This is a genomic window from Sulfitobacter noctilucicola, assembly GCF_000622385.1.
GTDB classification, from domain to species: Bacteria; Pseudomonadota; Alphaproteobacteria; order Rhodobacterales; family Rhodobacteraceae; genus Sulfitobacter; species Sulfitobacter noctilucicola.
Map to the genome: position 1 here is coordinate 2,689,541 of NZ_JASD01000008.1, position 14,839 is coordinate 2,704,379.

Genomic DNA, 14,839 nt, shown 5'->3' on the forward strand with positions numbered 1-14,839 from the left:
TCTAGTTCTGCATCACTCGGCAGCGGCATCCCTTGCGGCGCATCGTATCGCATAGCTTTTTCGCACCATCACGGCTGTTGCGGCCGAAGCGGGCAAAGAAATAGCCCTTCTTGGTCGAAACTTTGTGCGGTTTATAAATCAGTTCCGCTTTCTCATTGCCCAAAACACTTCTGCACGAACGGGTGGTTGACCGCGCAGCGGCCTGCGCTGCTTTCTTGGATTGGGCAAAACCGACCTGCACGCCCCATGGCTTGAATTTCGGCGCGGGCGGTTTGGGGCGGGCCAGCGGTGTGATGCGGCGCTTTTGTGCCATCGCATAGCAGGCTGGCAAGAAGCTTTCTGTTTTGGACAGTCGCATGTCCTGTTGTTTGGGTTTTCCATTGCGCCAGTCTTCGGCGTTAAGCCCCGTGATGATTGGCACATAGTTGACCGTCTCTGGGGCCAAACCCTTGCCCACCAGAAACCCTTCGGCACGCCTTTCGCCGCCGTTATAGCCAATCGCCGCCATGCCTTCGTTGCCGTAGCGCCGGACCATCTCTGCAAGGTATTGCGCTGAGTGCTCCAGCGCGTCGGCCGGGTTGTAAGGGTCCGTAAGTCCCCGCAGTTTGGCAGTGGATGGGATGAACTGTGCAATGCCACGGGCGTTTGCATGGCTCAAAGCGTTGGGGTCAAAACGGCTTTCCTGCCAGATCAGACGGGCAAAGAAATCGGTGTTGAGGCCGTGACGTGTGGAAAAAGTCTTGATCGCATTGCAAGTATCATAGACGAAATGGGACCGCCTGATGCACAACTGATGCCCCCATTTCGAGCTTGAACACATTGTACCCGGCTCTGCCTGTGCAGAGGGAGCCGTAGCAATGGCGACAACGGCAAAAACAAGGCTCAAAAAGATCCGCATGGCCCTTTCGTGCAGGGATCAAAGGCTTATGTCAATTGCCACGGCCACACTTCCCTCTGGCGCGTGGAGGGGGTAAGTCTGATCGAAACTGGTGCGGAGACCCTCCTTGGCGTTTTTCAAAAAACTTAAAGACCGTTTGTTCAAATCCTCGTCCAAAATCGACGAGGGTCTCGAAGCAATTGTAAGCGATGGGGGCGAAGAAGAGGCCGCTGTTGATGAGGTGATGATCGAGGCTCCGGCCGCAGCGGTAGAGACCGAGGACCGCGCCGCGGCCGAAGCAACCTTGGCGGATGAGGAAGCGGCACGCGAAGCAGCGCGCGCCCAAGCCGAAGAAGAGGCGCTTCGGGAAGCGGACCGCGTGGCAGCGCGTGAGGCCGAAAGGCTGGAGGCGGAACGGCTGGCGGCAGAGCAGGCCGCCCGGGAAGATGCCGCACGAAAGGCAGAGCAGGAACAGCGCGAGAGAGAACAGGCAGAGGCCCGTGCAGCCGAAGCAAAGGCCATTCAGGACGCCGCCGACGAAGCCGCACGGATTGAGGCCGAGACAGCTGCGCAAGAAGCTGAAATGGCCCGATTGGCCGAAGAAGACCGCGCCGCTGAAGAAGAACGTCTGGCCGAAGAGAAACGGATAGCGGATCAGTTGCGTAGGGAAGAGCAGGCAGCAGCACGCGAAGCCGAAGCTGCACGTCAGACCGAAGAAGAACGCGATATGGCGGAGGCCGCAGCGCATAGTGCCGCCGAAAAAGCAGCGCAGGAAGCCGCTGAAGAGGCGGCAGAGCAGGCCAAAACCGAACCACTGCGCACTACGTTGACGCCGGTGGCACCCGATCTGGCCGCAGCCACACAAAGCGCGGCCAAGCCGGGTCTTCTGGGCCGTCTTATGGGGCGTAGCACGCCCAAGACCGTTGTGCGCCGCACACTTGATGATGACATGCTTGAACAGCTCGAAGAGCTGCTCATCACAGCAGATATGGGCGTAGATACAGCGCTGCGCGTGACTGCGAACATGTCCGAAGGACGCTTTGGCAAAAAGTTGTCGGTTGCCGAGATCAAAGAACTGATGGCGAGCGAAATCGCCCGCATCATGGAGCCTGTTGCGCGTCCGTTGCCCTTGTATCCAAAGACACCACAGGTGGTGCTTGTCGTTGGCGTCAACGGCTCCGGCAAGACCACGACCATCGGCAAACTGGCTAGCCAGTTTCGCGCTGCGGGCAAGAAGGTCGTCATTGCGGCGGGGGATACTTTCAGGGCTGCGGCGGTAGAGCAGCTACAGGTCTGGGGCGACAGGGCGGGTGTGCCGGTTCTGACTGCAGCGCAAGGCTCCGATCCGGCGAGCCTTGCTTTTGATGCCATGACCAAGGCCGAGGCTGATGGTGCCGATCTGTTGTTGATCGATACAGCGGGCCGGTTGCAGAACCGTGGTGACCTGATGGAAGAACTGGCCAAGATCGTGCGTGTCATCCGCAAGAAGGACGAGACAGCACCGCACAATACGTTGTTGGTGCTGGACGCGACCACGGGGCAGAATGCGATCAATCAGGTTAAGGTCTTTCAGGAAATTTCGGATGTATCCGGTCTGGTGATGACCAAGCTGGACGGCACGGCCAAAGGCGGTGTGTTGGTGGCGCTGGCGGATAAATTCGGTCTGCCCATCCATGCCATCGGTGTCGGCGAACAGATTGACGATCTGTCCCCCTTTGATCCGCAGGAATTTGCAGATGCGCTTGTGGGTTACGAACGGTGAATGATCTTTCCGCATGACTGACTGGCTCCTTTCCATCGAGGGTACGGAAGCGGGGCACAACGCTGCGCTGATATTGGCGCTTATGGCGGCATTTCTGCACGCGGCGTTCGGCGCATTGCAAAAAGGGCGGCATGATCCGTGGCTGACACGCGGGGCGATTGATTTTTCCTATTGCGTCATGGCGGCACCCTTCGCGCTGTTTGTTGTCCCTTGGCCCGAACCGCATATGTGGATCATCTTTGCGGGCGCGTTCATTATTCATGTGATCTACAAGCTGCTACAGGCATGGGCCTATACCAAGGGTGCCTATACGGTTGTTTATCCGGTGGTGCGGGGCACAGGGCCGCTTTTTGCCGTCATCGGGGCCTACGTGATATTCGGAGAGCGTTTCACCGGCATCCAGTGGCTGGGCATGGCCGTGCTGTTGAGCGGGATCTTCGGTCTGGCGCTTTATAACATGAAATATCTGGTGTCAGAGCGGGACACATTGAACGCGGCGCTTGGGCTGGCCGTGCTGACGGGGCTTTTTGTAGCACTATATACGACCTACGACGCTTACGGCATTCGGGCGACGCAGAACCCCTTCACCTTTCTGGCTTGGTTCTTCATGCTGGACGGTCTTGTGATGCCGGTTATTGCGGCGCGGCGCTGGATCCGGATGGAGCAGGCACCGGATTTGGGTCCGCTGATGCTGCGCGGTGTCATTGGCGGGATCATCGCGTTCTTCAGCTTTGGCGCGATCATGATGGCAACGCGGCTGGACAAAGTGGGAGAGGCGGCAGTGTTACGCGAAACTTCTACCGTGTTTGCCGCACTTATCGGCGTTGTTTTTCTTAAAGAGACGGTTGGCCCAAGAAGGGTAGCCCTGATGGCATTGATCGCAGCGGGCGCTGTGATAGTTGAGTTTGGCGGATAGGAGAGACCCATGGACGAACCCAAGACGATCAACCCGATCCTCAAACAGGTCCTTGAGCTGGGTCCGCCCTTGCTGTTCTTCGTGATCTATCTGCGCATCCGCGATGATGTGTTTACGTGGGGCGGGGTGGAATATACCGGATTTATCGTGGCCACGCTCATCTTTGTGCCGATCCTACTGATCGCCATGGGTATCTTGTGGATTTTGACCGGCAAGTTGAGCCGGATGCAGATTTTCACCGCCTTTATGGTGATCTTTTTCGGCGGTCTGACGGCGTGGTTCAATGACGAACGGTTCTTCAAGATGAAGACCACCATCGTCTACGCCTTTTTCGCCGCTATTCTGTCGATCGGCCTTATCCGCGGGCAAAGCTATCTTGCCTACGTGATGTCAGAGATGATCCCGATGAAACAGGAGGGCTGGATGCTGCTGACGCGGCGGTTGACTGTGTTTTTTATCTGCCTTGCAGTCGCGAACGAAATCGTGTGGCGCACGATGTCGACAGATGCATGGGTCAAGATCGAAACGTTCGGCTTTCCGATCCTGATGTTCCTGTTCCTTTGGAGCCAGATCGTGGCGCTGGAGCGATATACAGAAATTGATGAGCCAAAGTAATCCGGTGCTGTAAGAAGCCCGAACGTCTTTTCTCAAAAAACACGTACCGCTCTTTAGCTCTTGCGCAGTTCCGCGTGAAGCGCACGACCGCGCTGCACACCTTCACGCGCACCCATCAGCTCAAGCCAGCGTGCCATATGCGGCTTGTCATCAAGCGTTTGTTGCTGGCCTTCCCACAATGATGCCCATCCCCAGATCGAGAAGTCGGCGATAGAGATGAAATCACCCGCGACAAATTCGTTTTGAGCCAGCTGTCGGTCAAGCACGCCGTAAAGCCGTCCCGTCTCCGCACGGTAACGGTCTTTGGCGTAGGGCACGTCCTCTTTGGCGAATTTCAGAAAGTGATGCGCCTGTCCTGCCATCGGACCCAGCCCGCCCATTTGCCACATCAGCCATTCATCTACGGCTATGCGCTCGCGCTCTGTCGTGCCGCCAAACTGGCCGGTCTTTCGTGCAAGGTATTGCAGGATCGCACCTGATTCGAAGACCGACACCGCCGCGCCATCCGGCCCTTCTGGGTCCACAATGGCAGGCATCCGGTTGTTGGGCGCAATCTTTAGAAACTCTGGATCGAACTGGTCGCCTGCACCGATGTTGATCAGATGTGTTTCATAGGGCAGCCCCATCTCCTCCAGTGCGACAGAGATTTTCCAACCGTTTGGCGTGGGCCAATAGTAAAGCGCGATGGGGGCGGACATGGGCAGGCTCCTTTGTATCTGCAGCCATCATGCCGATACCGGCACGGATGCCAAGCATGATTGACGAGGCAGGCCAAGAGGCGTAAGCCACTCCCTGTGGTGATTTGTTACCGGATTGCGGGCCACGTTAAACAATCTGCTAAAAGGTCAGGATGAAAGCCCCCTTTCGCTTGACCGCGTCTGGGGTTTTTTATTGCCCGGTTTGGACCGGGGCGGAAGGAAAAGGTCATGAGCAAGGATTGGAACAAGAGCACCAAAGCGGTGCACGCCGGTACGCGGCGCAGTCAGTATGGCGAAGTCTCCGAAGCGATCTTTATGACGCAGGGCTTTGTGTATGACAGTGCGGAAGATGCCGAAGCGCGGTTTGAAAGCGCGGGACCAGACGAGTTCATTTATGCCCGTTACGGCAATCCCACAGTTGCGATGTTTGAAGAACGCATCGCTGCGCTCGAAGGGGCGGAAGATGCCTTTGCAACTGCATCTGGCATGGCTGCGGTCAACGGTGCGATGATGTCGATCCTCAAGGCTGGTGACCATGTTGTATCGGCCCGCGCGCTTTTTGGGTCATGTCTGTATATCGCAGAAGAGATCTTGCCGCGATTTGGCGTCGAGGTAACCTTGGTTGACGGTGCCGATCTGTCCCAGTGGGAAGCCGCGATCCGGCCCGACACGCGGGCCGTCTTTTTTGAATCCCTGTCCAACCCAGCGCTTGAGCTAGTGGATATCGAAGCTGTCGCGAAACTGGCCCACGCCGCCGGCGCGCTTGTTGTCTGCGATAATGTGTTTGCAACGCCGATCTACTCAAAGGCTGTCGCGCAAGGCGTTGATCTTGTGATTTATTCTGCGACCAAGCATATTGACGGGCAGGGTCGTGCTTTGGGCGGTGTGATCCTGGGCAGTCGCGATCTGATACGCAAAACGATTGAGCCTTACATGAAGCATACCGGCGGCTCCATGAGCCCGTTTACCGCGTGGATCATGCTCAAGGGGTTGGAGACCATGCGCCTGCGCGTGCGGGCCCAAACAGATGCAGCGCAGAAGATCGCGCAAGAGCTTGAAGGACACGCGGCGCTGAAGCGGGTCATTTATCCCGGTCTGCCCAGCCACCCGCAGCACGCGCTGGCGATGGCACAGATGGGCGCAGGCGGCACGATGCTCGCGATTGAGCTTAAAGGCGGCAAGGAAGCCTCCTATAAATTCCTGAATGCATGCAAGGTGGGTCTCATCTCGAATAACCTCGGGGATGCCAAAACCATCCTTACGCCGCCAGCCTTTACGACACACCAACGCCTGCCGCAGGACCAGAAGGACGCCTTGGGTATCACACCGGGATTGGTGCGTATTTCCGTTGGACTGGAAGATGAAGTTGATTTGATAGAGGATTTCTTACAGGCTCTTTCCAACTGAAAACTGCCGTTTTTCAGCGGTTTACCAAAGCGATGTCAAGCTAAGTCATATCTTAGTTGGTAATCTTTGGGATGCACCCTAAGTATCAAGGGCGTACAAAGTTGGGGGGGCTAAGCCCATGAATGCAATCACTTCTGTTGAAAAGGCACCGGAACGTTCGGCTGCCGAAGAGGCGCTTGCGACCCTCAAAGCATGGGCGGCAGGTGCCACTCGTTCTGAAATTGAAGCGCTTGATCCGGCAGTCGCAAGACTGTTGTCGGATGATGCGGGCTATCCCGAGTTCAACCGGACATATCCTGACGATTTTGCCATTGGCGACAATTACAAAGCGACATTGCCCGACCTCCAAAACGGGCCCTCCAGCCTAATCCGTGGGGCAAAACGTCAGATCCAGCACGTTGGTATTTCCAATTTCCGCCTGCCCATCGGTTTCCACACCCGCGACAACGGTGATGTGCGGCTTGAGACCTCTGTGACGGGGTCGGTCAGCCTTGAGGCGGATAAAAAGGGCATCAACATGTCCCGCATCATGCGCAGCTTTTACAAACACGCTGAGCGGACATTCAGCTTTGCGGTGATCGAAGCCGCGCTGGATGATTACAAAGCTGACCTAGAGAGTATGGACGCGCGTATCCAGATGCGGTTCAGCTTTCCGATGAAGATCGAGAGCCTGCGGTCCGGCTTGTCAGGATATCAGTATTACGATGTAGCTTTGGAGTTGGTGGAAAAAGCCGGCGTGCGACAGAAGATGATCCATCTGGATTACGTATATTCAAGCACCTGCCCCTGTTCGCTGGAGCTGTCAGAGCACGCCCGCGCGACCAGAGGGCAACTTGCCACGCCTCACTCGCAACGATCGGTTGCGCGTATTTCGGCGGTGATTGATTGCGACAGCAATTGTCTGTGGTTTGAAGACCTGATTGATGCCTGCCGCCGGGCAGTTCCGACCGAGACTCAAGTGATGGTCAAACGCGAGGATGAGCAGGCTTTTGCGGAATTGAACGCAGCCAATCCTATTTTTGTCGAGGACGCCGCACGACTTTTCTGTGAGCAACTGCTGGCAGAGCCGCGCGTGAAGGATTTCCGTGTCATCGCCAGCCATCAGGAAAGCCTGCACAGCCATGATGCAATCTCGATACTGACAGAGGGGCCGACGTTCGAAATGGAGAGCATCGACCCCAAGCTGTTTAACACGTTATTTCACGTCGGTTGACGATCACCCGTCACTGACCCGACCGCGCTTTTGCGCATTGGGGTCGCTGGCGGGTGCTTCCCCTAGTGTCGCTTCGGCGTTGTGCCATTTTTCCTGAGCGCCTTTCGGCGATTTTGGATTGTCGTCGCGTGCTACCTCGGGACGGCGGTCTTTGCCTTGGTCTGTTTCGTTGTCATGGTCGGCCATTTTTGATCCTCTCATATTAACGGTTTGTCTGCCCCCTCAACGCATAGGTTCAGTGCCGGTTCCTGCGGCTTATGCATTTGAGAGGGGGCGGCTATGCAGAAATAGGCCTTCTCTGCGGTGCAGCATCGGCCTATCTGAAGCTCAACGAAACACAGGCAAATCGAAAGATTAATTATGGCTTACCAAGAGATTACAGCGGCAAGCGCCGTTCTGAACCACGAAATCGCACTGACCCGCCGCTTCTTTGTTGGCGTTGGAAACTGGTTTTCCCGCGTAGGTGAGAGCATGGCAAAAGGCTCCGTTGGCCAGCGTCGTTACGATCAGGCCGAAGCGCTGAACGCACTGTCCGACGCAGAGCTGGCGAAAAAAGGTCTCAAGCGCGAAGAGATCATCCACCACGTCTTCCGCGATCTATACTACATCTAATTCGCAATCGGGCCTGAATAGGCTTGATTTGAGAACCGGCTCGTCCCCGCTGCAGCTTTTCAGGCAGATCGGGGCGGGCCGTTTTTGTTTGCGCCGCAAGGTGATCGCTTGACACGGCCCAACCACCGCGCCAACGCTGCGATCATGTTGGATTTGCGCCCTGTCGGATATGTGGTTGGTCTGTTGGTGGCCGTGTTGGGCCTTGCCATGATCCTTCCCATGATGGTGGATGTGGCCGAGGGACGGGGCCACTGGACGGTCTTTGCGGAATCGGCGCTCATCACCACGCTCGCCGGTGGAATGATCGCACTTGCCTGTGCGAACGGTGTGGACGAGGGGTTGTCGATCCAGCAGACCTTCTTGTTGACCACTGGCGTCTGGATGATGCTGCCGCTTTTTGGTGCGTTGCCGTTTATGCTGGGTGCCACCGGCTCAGATTTCACGGATGCGTTCTTCGAAGCGATGTCAGGACTGACTACCACAGGATCGACGGTTCTTAACGGGTTGGATACACTGCCTAAAGGCCTGCTGTTGTGGCGCGGTATTCTGCAATGGCTGGGTGGTGTCGGTATCATCGTTGTGGCCATGGTTTTCCTGCCCGAACTCAAGGTCGGGGGAATGCAGATTTTCAAATCCGAAAGCTTTGATACGTTTGGAAAAATCCTGCCGCGTGCGGGTCAGATTGCCACCCAGATTTCCGTCATCTACCTCTGGCTGACGCTGGCTTGCGCCATGGGGTATCTTGCCGTCGGGATGAGCGTTTTTGACGCGAGCGTTCATGCCCTGACTACCATCGCGACAGGCGGATTTGCCAACTACGACGCATCATTCGGCGCGTTCACGGGTAACGCCGAATACGTGGCATCCTTGTTCATGATCCTCGCGGCTTTGCCCTTTGTGCGGTATGTTCAACTGCTCAACGGGAATGCCATGGCGCTGCACCGCGATCCGCAGGTGCGCGGGTTTCTTTTAACCTTGCTGATCATCATCATTGTTACGGTCATCCTGCTCCAGCAGATATTCCCGCACAGCTGGGAGCAGAGCTTTCGCGAAGCGCTGTTCAATGTGACGTCCATTATATCCGGTACCGGCTATGCCTCGGTCGACTATATGAAATGGGGATCGTTTGCGGTTACCTTATTCTTCTTCATCGGTTTGATCGGCGGCTGCGCGGGCTCCACCGCATGCTCGATCAAAGTCTTCCGCTACCAGCTGTTGTTCGCGTCCATTCGCGCCCAGTTGATGCGCATCCGTTCGCCGCACGGTATTTTCACCCCGCGCTATGACGGGCGGCCGGTTGGGCCTGATGTTTTATCCTCCGTCATGTCGTTTTTCATGTTTTTTATCGTGACACTTGGTCTGGTCGCTGTGGCGCTCAGCCTGACTGGTCTGGACTTCATCACGTCTGTTTCAGGGGCAGGGGCCGCTTTGGCAAACATCGGTCCGGGGCTGGGTGATATCATCGGGCCTGCGGGGAACTTCAGCAGTCTCAATGACACTGCGAAATGGATACTGGCCATTGCCATGCTGGTCGGTCGGCTGGAGTTGCTGGCCGTCTATGTCATTCTTACCGTCAAATTCTGGAGAGCCTGATGGCTGAACAAATCCGCCCCCTTGGCGCACAGATATCCCATATGTTGAAAGATCGCGGGGTAGATGTCATCTTTGGCATTCCCGGTGTGCACAATCAGGAAATGTACCGCGGCATCGAAGAGGCGGGTATCCAGCACGTTCTGGCCCGCCACGAGCAGGGCGCAGGGTTTATGGCCGACGGCTATGCGCGGGCGACAGGCAAGCCAGGGGTGGCTTATGTGATCACCGGACCGGGGGTGTGCAACATCATGACGCCGATGGGGCAAGCCTATTCGGATAGCGTGCCGATGCTGGTAATCTCGTCATGCTTGGATGAAGTCGCGGCCAAGCGCGGGCAATTGCACCAGATGAAGGACCAGCGCGCCGCGGCCGAGACAGTATGTGACTGGTCCGAAGAGGCGCGCACCCCGCAGGCGGCCTATGCGTTGATCGACCGCGCTTTTATGGAGTTTGAAACGCGGCGTGCCCGGTCCAAGCATGTGCAGGTGCCGATCCAGCTTTTGGAGGCTGAGGCCGCGCCCGCGCCCGAAATGGCCAACGCTGAACTTGCCGGAGAGATGCGACGCGATGCTTTGGCGGTGCGCCGTATCGCGGATGCGCTGATGTCGGCGCAGCGGCCCGTCATGGTGCTTGGGGGCGGTGCCACTACGGGTGCATCGCTCTATCCAAAGCTGGCCGAACAGGTGGGGGCTGCCGTCTTCACCAGCTACGCCGGACGCGGCATCATGCCGCCAGAGCATCCTCTGTCCTTCGGTGCCGTTCTGGCACGACCGGAATCCGAGCGGGTAATCGCGAGCGCTGATCTGATACTCGTGGTCGGCTGTGAACTGGCCGAAGTGGACCTGTGGCGTGACAATCTGGGCGGTGATGCACCGATCATCCGGGTCGATATTGATCCTGCCGTGCTTGCTAGCCAACAGCGCGCGCAGGACAGCGTTGTGTTGGGCGAGGCCTATGAGACGATGGAGGCGGTGTTGGATGCCGTTGAAGGACATGAGCCCGCAACCGGATGGACACCGCAGGAAATCACCAAGACCCGCGCCCGTTGGCGTGCCGAGACAGATGCCGAGCGGCCCGGTATCGTGCCGATTTGCGATGCGCTGCGCGATGCAGTGCCAGCCGACACCATGATCTACTCCGACATGACACAGTTCGCCTATGTGGCGAAAGAGGTATGGGATATGGACCGCCCCGCACATTGGCACCATCCTTACGGCTTTGGCACGCTGGGCTATGCGACCCCTGCCGCCATTGGCGGGGCAGTGGCGCGGCGCGGCAAACCCACGATGGCGATCATCGGGGATTACGGGTTTCACTATACTGTGCAGGAACTTGGCGTGGCGGTCGAACTCGGGCTGAGCCTGCCAATCATCCTGTGGGACAATGGCAAGCTGGGCGAGATTGAGGACAGCATGGTGCGGGCACAAATTGCGCCCAATGCAGTGGTGGCGCGCAACCCTGACTTCGTGAAGCTCGCAGAGGCCTTTGGTGCACGCGCGGCGGCACCGCAGACGCTGGAAGAGATGCAGACGGCGGTTCGGCAGGCGTTCGACGCGGAGGGTCCGACGCTCATTTATCTGACGCCGGCACTCACCGCGTAGTCGTTTTCTTCGGAAGAAAACGGTCGGAAACTTGTGAAGTTTCCGATGTCCGTCACTCCCAGCAGCTGACCAGAACTGTCATGCCCTGCGCTGCAATGCGCAGATCGCGGGGGGCAGCAGCTCCGGTCTGCGCAGCAGCCGTCAACGATACGCCCGCCTGATCCGCAACTTGCGCAATGGCTGACGCATCAAGCGCAAAGCTCACATCTTCGGGCAATTGAGGGCCTTGATCCGACTTGGGCATCAGCATGCCGATCACGTTGCCGCTGGCGTTGAACACTGGACCGCCGGTGTCACCCTGCTGGGCCTTGAGGGACAGACGTTTGAGGTTTTCTTCTCCCTGCAGCCCGCGCACATCGGCCAACGCACCAAAAGTGAGGGTCGCCGCACTCAGCACGCCTTCGTAGGAGTAGCCGGCCACCGACACTTCAGACTGCAGACGCGGGGGCGTAAGGTTAAAAGCGGCAACCGCCAGCGGGGCAAGGGGGCTGTCCGGGCGCAGCAGGGCCACACCCGTGGAAGTGTCCTGTGCCACAACCTGCGCCTCGGTGTCGCCGTCCACGGTCAGGCGTGAGCAACTGCCCACAACTTCCGATGTGGTCGCCACGGTGCCATTGCTGTCGATGAAAAAGCCCGAGCGTGACAGCTTGGGCTGGCGCACCTGAAGGCCGGACACGAGATCGATTGCCTGTTCAGCCTCCGATCCCGCCGCAGGGTCAAGTACACCGTCAATGCGGGCAAAGGACTTAATCATCTCTGCCAGCACACGGCGGCGGCGCTCTTCGTCACCTGCGGGCCAGATGAGCGTAAAGCCTTTGACCTCACCGTTCTCAAGCGACACGCGTGTCTGGCTAATGATCGCGCCATTCTCGCCTACCAGTTCGAAAGACCGGCTTTTGCGCTCGCGCGGGCCATTTAAGGGCACGATTTCCAGCGTTTGCATGATATCGTACAACCCGTGCAGCGTCGCCTGATCACCTGCCTGAGAAATCAGCAACACGCGTGCGCCGATATCGCCGCTGCTCTCGTAATGGGCAAAGGGTGCTTCGTAATGGGAGAACGCTACTTCGGCGGTGGGCATCATCATTTCGATCCCCGCAGAAGTATCGCGCACCATTTTCAGGCCAAGACCATCCAGTACAGAATTGTACTGCTTTAGCAAAGTTGCCCGCTGGAGTGTCGTCAGAACGCCTGTAGTCTCAAAGTTGTTGGCTTCCTGCCATGCGGCCATCGAGCTGCGGGTGCCACGTCCGTAGGAGCCGTCTATAGCTGCATTGTAGAAACCGGCCCATTGCAGCGCGATTTGCAAATCCTTGCGCTCTTGCGCTGTCAACGTCCGCTCGCTGCGCCGCGCTTCGGCGAGTGTCTCGTCAGACGGTTCAATGACAGGCGCTTCGGGCTCTGCATTAGGTGTTTCAGGTGGGGACGTTTGCGGGGTTGCTGTGGTGGTCTGAACGCCTGAAGGGGCATCCAGAACGCCGCGGTTCAGAACATTGGCCCCGACAGGCCAGAACTGCTGTCGAAACGCCTGCGACAACTGGATAAAGCTGTCACGTGGCACAATGCGCGAGCGTACATAGGTGCGCAGCACCTGCTCTGCATCCGCCCTGCGGTAAGGACCAACTGCAATGCCGTACCAGCCGCCACCAAGTGAAAAGCCGTTCACGTCTTCCAGTTGGGCGGCATATTCTCTCGCGCGGGCAGTCGCCTCGGACAGGCTGGGCTGCGCTTCGATCTGGACCCAGACCACGTCTTCGGGTGACTGTGCTTGTGCGGTAGCTACAGTGAAGAAAAGGCCGGTCAAAATGGCCAGAAAGCCGAACAGAATACGCGTCATGCTAGAAGATACTCGTGTGATTTAAAGCTCAGCGCAGATAAGCAGCAAACCGCCTGAAACGCCATGGGCGCTGCGGCGATTTTGAGCCATTGATGTAATTGACGCGCAACAGTGTGGCCCGTAGGTAAGCCCTAACGCCAAAGAGAGGCCAAAGAGATGTCGCAGACCGCCGAAAAACCACGTTCGTTCCAATCTATCATTCTGGCATTGCAGAATTATTGGGCCTCTAAGGGGTGCGCGATTCTGCAGCCGTACGATATGGAAGTCGGGGCAGGCACCTTTCACCCTGCCACGACGTTGCGCTCGCTTGGCACCAAACCTTGGGCCGCTGCCTATGTTCAACCCTCGCGCCGTCCCACCGATGGCCGCTATGGCGAGAACCCGAACCGCTTGCAGCACTACTACCAATATCAGGTGCTGATCAAACCAAGCCCGCCCGATTTGCAAGAGCTCTACCTCGGCTCGCTTGAGGCCATCGGCATCAACATGGACCTGCACGATATCCGCTTTGTCGAAGACGACTGGGAAAGCCCGACGTTGGGTGCTTGGGGCTTGGGCTGGGAAGTCTGGTGTGACGGTATGGAAGTCAGCCAGTTCACCTATTTCCAGCAGGTCGGCGGGCATGACTGCCATCCGGTCTCGGGCGAGCTGACCTACGGTCTTGAGCGTCTGGCGATGTATGTGCTGGGCGTCGATCATGTGATGGACATGCCGTTCAATGATCCCGGCTCCCCGATTGAGCTGACATACCGCGATGTTTTCAAGCAAACCGAAGAAGAATACGCCCGCTGGAATTTCGACACCGCCAATACGGATGTATTGTTGCGCCAGTTCGAAGAGGCGGAGGCCCATTGCAAGTATATTCTGGAGCAACCGGCCGAAGACCCGAAAACCGGCAAGCGGATTATCATGGCGCATCCAGCCTACGACCAGTGCATCAAGGCCAGCCACATGTTCAACCTGCTGGACGCACGGGGCGTGATCTCGGTGACGGAACGGCAGGCTTACATCGGGCGTGTGCGGGCCTTGGCCAAGATGTGCGCGGATGCATTCGTGCAGACGGGCGCGGGTGGCTGGACCGAGGACGCAGCGTGATGCGGGGTGCATCAAAACCGCACCTTTCGGGATGTGGCAGGGCGCATGCCCATGCAGCTTTGATCAAGGGCATGTGGTCATGAACGGCAGAATTGCAGGAGTTGTCATCTTGATATCGGCAATCATCGCGGGCGCAGGTATGTATTATCTGCAAGTTTATGGCTTTTATGAAGCGGTCTACGAAGAGGACGTGCAGCTTGTTTCGCTCACCTCAGAGCAACCCGAGACGATCGTCTTTGACAACTTCCAGGCGATCGATGCCGAAAGCTCTCCGATCCGCTACCGTGCTTGTTTCACAACCACCCAGAGCCTTGCCTTCCTCACGGAATCCTATGTGCTTGTGGACGATGTCGATCCGCGCAATGCACCCAATTGGTTTGATTGCTTTGATGCGGCTGCAATTGGCGCAGAGCTTGAAGCGGGAACCGCGCTCACGTTTCTGGGGGCCAAGAACATCGAGTTCGGCGTTGACCGGATCGTGGCGATCACAGATGACGGGCGGGGCTATGTCTGGCACGAGCTGAATGATTGCGGTGACAAGGCTTATGACGGCACAATCGTCGGGGAAGAATGCCCCGGACGACCTGCTGACGCGTCTGAATAAGAATCGCTA

Annotated in this window: 14 protein-coding genes and 1 riboswitch; of the genes, 10 read left to right on the top strand and 4 right to left on the bottom strand. The window is 57.6% G+C overall.

Annotated features, from left to right (window positions below):
• Nucleotide 1: 1 nt before the first annotated feature.
• Nucleotides 2-898, bottom strand: coding sequence for a lytic transglycosylase domain-containing protein (locus tag Z946_RS0116765; RefSeq protein WP_037969263.1), 897 nt, complete (start codon nt 896-898; stop codon nt 2-4).
• A gap of 106 nt (nt 899-1,004) precedes the next feature.
• On the opposite strand from Z946_RS0116765, the gene ftsY reads away from it, so the two are divergent.
• The 3 genes from ftsY to Z946_RS0116780 are packed head-to-tail and all read left to right on the top strand — an operon-like array spanning nt 1,005 to nt 4,170.
• The gene (gene ftsY, locus Z946_RS0116770) at nt 1,005-2,639 is read left to right on the top strand and encodes a signal recognition particle-docking protein FtsY (RefSeq protein WP_025056880.1); all 1,635 of its coding nucleotides are present in this window, start codon (nt 1,005-1,007) and stop codon (nt 2,637-2,639) included.
• A 13-nt stretch (nt 2,640-2,652) separates the two neighbouring features.
• Complete coding sequence (locus tag Z946_RS0116775; RefSeq protein WP_025056881.1) at nt 2,653-3,555, top strand: DMT family transporter; 903 nt, start codon at nt 2,653-2,655, stop codon at nt 3,553-3,555.
• Between the two features lie 9 nt (nt 3,556-3,564).
• A complete protein-coding gene (locus Z946_RS0116780; RefSeq protein ID WP_025056882.1) occupies nt 3,565-4,170 on the top strand; it encodes an inner membrane-spanning protein YciB in 606 nt (201 codons plus the stop codon).
• 53 nt (nt 4,171-4,223) lie between these two features.
• On the opposite strand, the gene Z946_RS20805 is transcribed toward Z946_RS0116780, so the two are convergent.
• Nucleotides 4,224-4,868 carry a glutathione S-transferase family protein gene (locus Z946_RS20805; protein ID WP_037969266.1) on the bottom strand — a complete coding sequence of 215 codons (645 nt, stop codon included), beginning with the start codon at nt 4,866-4,868 and terminating at the stop codon, nt 4,224-4,226.
• 86 nt (nt 4,869-4,954) lie between these two features.
• A riboswitch (SAM riboswitch) is annotated at nt 4,955-5,031 on the top strand.
• A 65-nt stretch (nt 5,032-5,096) separates the two neighbouring features.
• On the opposite strand from Z946_RS20805, the gene metZ reads away from it, so the two are divergent.
• Nucleotides 5,097-6,275 (top strand): O-succinylhomoserine sulfhydrylase, encoded by a 1,179-nt coding sequence (gene metZ / locus Z946_RS0116790; RefSeq protein WP_025056883.1) that lies wholly within the window; start codon nt 5,097-5,099, stop codon nt 6,273-6,275.
• A 118-nt stretch (nt 6,276-6,393) separates the two neighbouring features.
• Nucleotides 6,394-7,488 carry a GTP cyclohydrolase FolE2 gene (gene folE2, locus Z946_RS0116795; protein WP_025056884.1) on the top strand — a complete coding sequence of 365 codons (1,095 nt, stop codon included), beginning with the start codon at nt 6,394-6,396 and terminating at the stop codon, nt 7,486-7,488.
• A 3-nt stretch (nt 7,489-7,491) separates the two neighbouring features.
• On the opposite strand, the gene Z946_RS0116800 is transcribed toward folE2, so the two are convergent.
• Nucleotides 7,492-7,674 carry a hypothetical protein gene (locus Z946_RS0116800; RefSeq protein ID WP_025056885.1) on the bottom strand — a complete coding sequence of 61 codons (183 nt, stop codon included), beginning with the start codon at nt 7,672-7,674 and terminating at the stop codon, nt 7,492-7,494.
• 174 nt (nt 7,675-7,848) lie between these two features.
• Here Z946_RS0116800 and Z946_RS0116805 point away from each other — a divergent pair, with 174 nt between their 5' ends.
• The 3 genes from Z946_RS0116805 (at nt 7,849) to Z946_RS0116815 (ending at nt 11,294) form a co-directional block, all read left to right on the top strand.
• Entirely contained in the window at nt 7,849-8,100 is a 252-nt protein-coding gene (locus Z946_RS0116805; RefSeq protein ID WP_025056886.1) for a hypothetical protein, read from the top strand.
• Nucleotides 8,101-8,244: 144 nt separating this feature from the next.
• Complete coding sequence (locus Z946_RS0116810) at nt 8,245-9,693, top strand: TrkH family potassium uptake protein (RefSeq protein ID WP_025056887.1); 1,449 nt, start codon at nt 8,245-8,247, stop codon at nt 9,691-9,693.
• Complete coding sequence (locus Z946_RS0116815; RefSeq protein WP_081780847.1) at nt 9,693-11,294, top strand: 5-guanidino-2-oxopentanoate decarboxylase; 1,602 nt, start codon at nt 9,693-9,695, stop codon at nt 11,292-11,294. The genes Z946_RS0116810 and Z946_RS0116815 overlap by 1 nt, the downstream gene beginning before the upstream one ends.
• 52 nt (nt 11,295-11,346) lie before the next feature.
• Here the strand turns inward: Z946_RS0116815 and Z946_RS0116820 are convergent, their stop codons facing one another.
• A complete protein-coding gene (locus tag Z946_RS0116820) occupies nt 11,347-13,131 on the bottom strand; it encodes a serine protease (protein WP_025056889.1) in 1,785 nt (594 codons plus the stop codon).
• A gap of 156 nt (nt 13,132-13,287) precedes the next feature.
• On the opposite strand from Z946_RS0116820, the gene Z946_RS0116825 reads away from it, so the two are divergent.
• A complete protein-coding gene (locus Z946_RS0116825) occupies nt 13,288-14,226 on the top strand; it encodes a glycine--tRNA ligase subunit alpha (protein ID WP_025056890.1) in 939 nt (312 codons plus the stop codon).
• 79 nt (nt 14,227-14,305) lie between these two features.
• Nucleotides 14,306-14,830, top strand: coding sequence for a DUF6446 family protein (locus Z946_RS0116830; RefSeq protein ID WP_025056891.1), 525 nt, complete (start codon nt 14,306-14,308; stop codon nt 14,828-14,830).
• Nucleotides 14,831-14,839 lie beyond the last annotated feature (9 nt).

Coding starts and splice junctions, on each gene's coding strand:
- Z946_RS0116765 (WP_037969263.1), bottom strand. CDS start 898: ATGCGGATCTTTTTGAGCCTTGTTTTTGCCGTTGTCGCCATTGCTACG.
- Z946_RS0116775 (WP_025056881.1), top strand. CDS start 2,653: ATGACTGACTGGCTCCTTTCCATCGAGGGTACGGAAGCGGGGCACAAC.
- Z946_RS0116780 (WP_025056882.1), top strand. CDS start 3,565: ATGGACGAACCCAAGACGATCAACCCGATCCTCAAACAGGTCCTTGAG.
- Z946_RS20805 (WP_037969266.1), bottom strand. CDS start 4,868: ATGTCCGCCCCCATCGCGCTTTACTATTGGCCCACGCCAAACGGTTGG.
- metZ (WP_025056883.1), top strand. CDS start 5,097: ATGAGCAAGGATTGGAACAAGAGCACCAAAGCGGTGCACGCCGGTACG.
- folE2 (WP_025056884.1), top strand. CDS start 6,394: ATGAATGCAATCACTTCTGTTGAAAAGGCACCGGAACGTTCGGCTGCC.
- Z946_RS0116800 (WP_025056885.1), bottom strand. CDS start 7,674: ATGGCCGACCATGACAACGAAACAGACCAAGGCAAAGACCGCCGTCCC.
- Z946_RS0116805 (WP_025056886.1), top strand. CDS start 7,849: ATGGCTTACCAAGAGATTACAGCGGCAAGCGCCGTTCTGAACCACGAA.
- Z946_RS0116810 (WP_025056887.1), top strand. CDS start 8,245: ATGTTGGATTTGCGCCCTGTCGGATATGTGGTTGGTCTGTTGGTGGCC.
- Z946_RS0116815 (WP_081780847.1), top strand. CDS start 9,693: ATGGCTGAACAAATCCGCCCCCTTGGCGCACAGATATCCCATATGTTG.
- Z946_RS0116820 (WP_025056889.1), bottom strand. CDS start 13,131: ATGACGCGTATTCTGTTCGGCTTTCTGGCCATTTTGACCGGCCTTTTC.
- Z946_RS0116825 (WP_025056890.1), top strand. CDS start 13,288: ATGTCGCAGACCGCCGAAAAACCACGTTCGTTCCAATCTATCATTCTG.
- Z946_RS0116830 (WP_025056891.1), top strand. CDS start 14,306: ATGAACGGCAGAATTGCAGGAGTTGTCATCTTGATATCGGCAATCATC.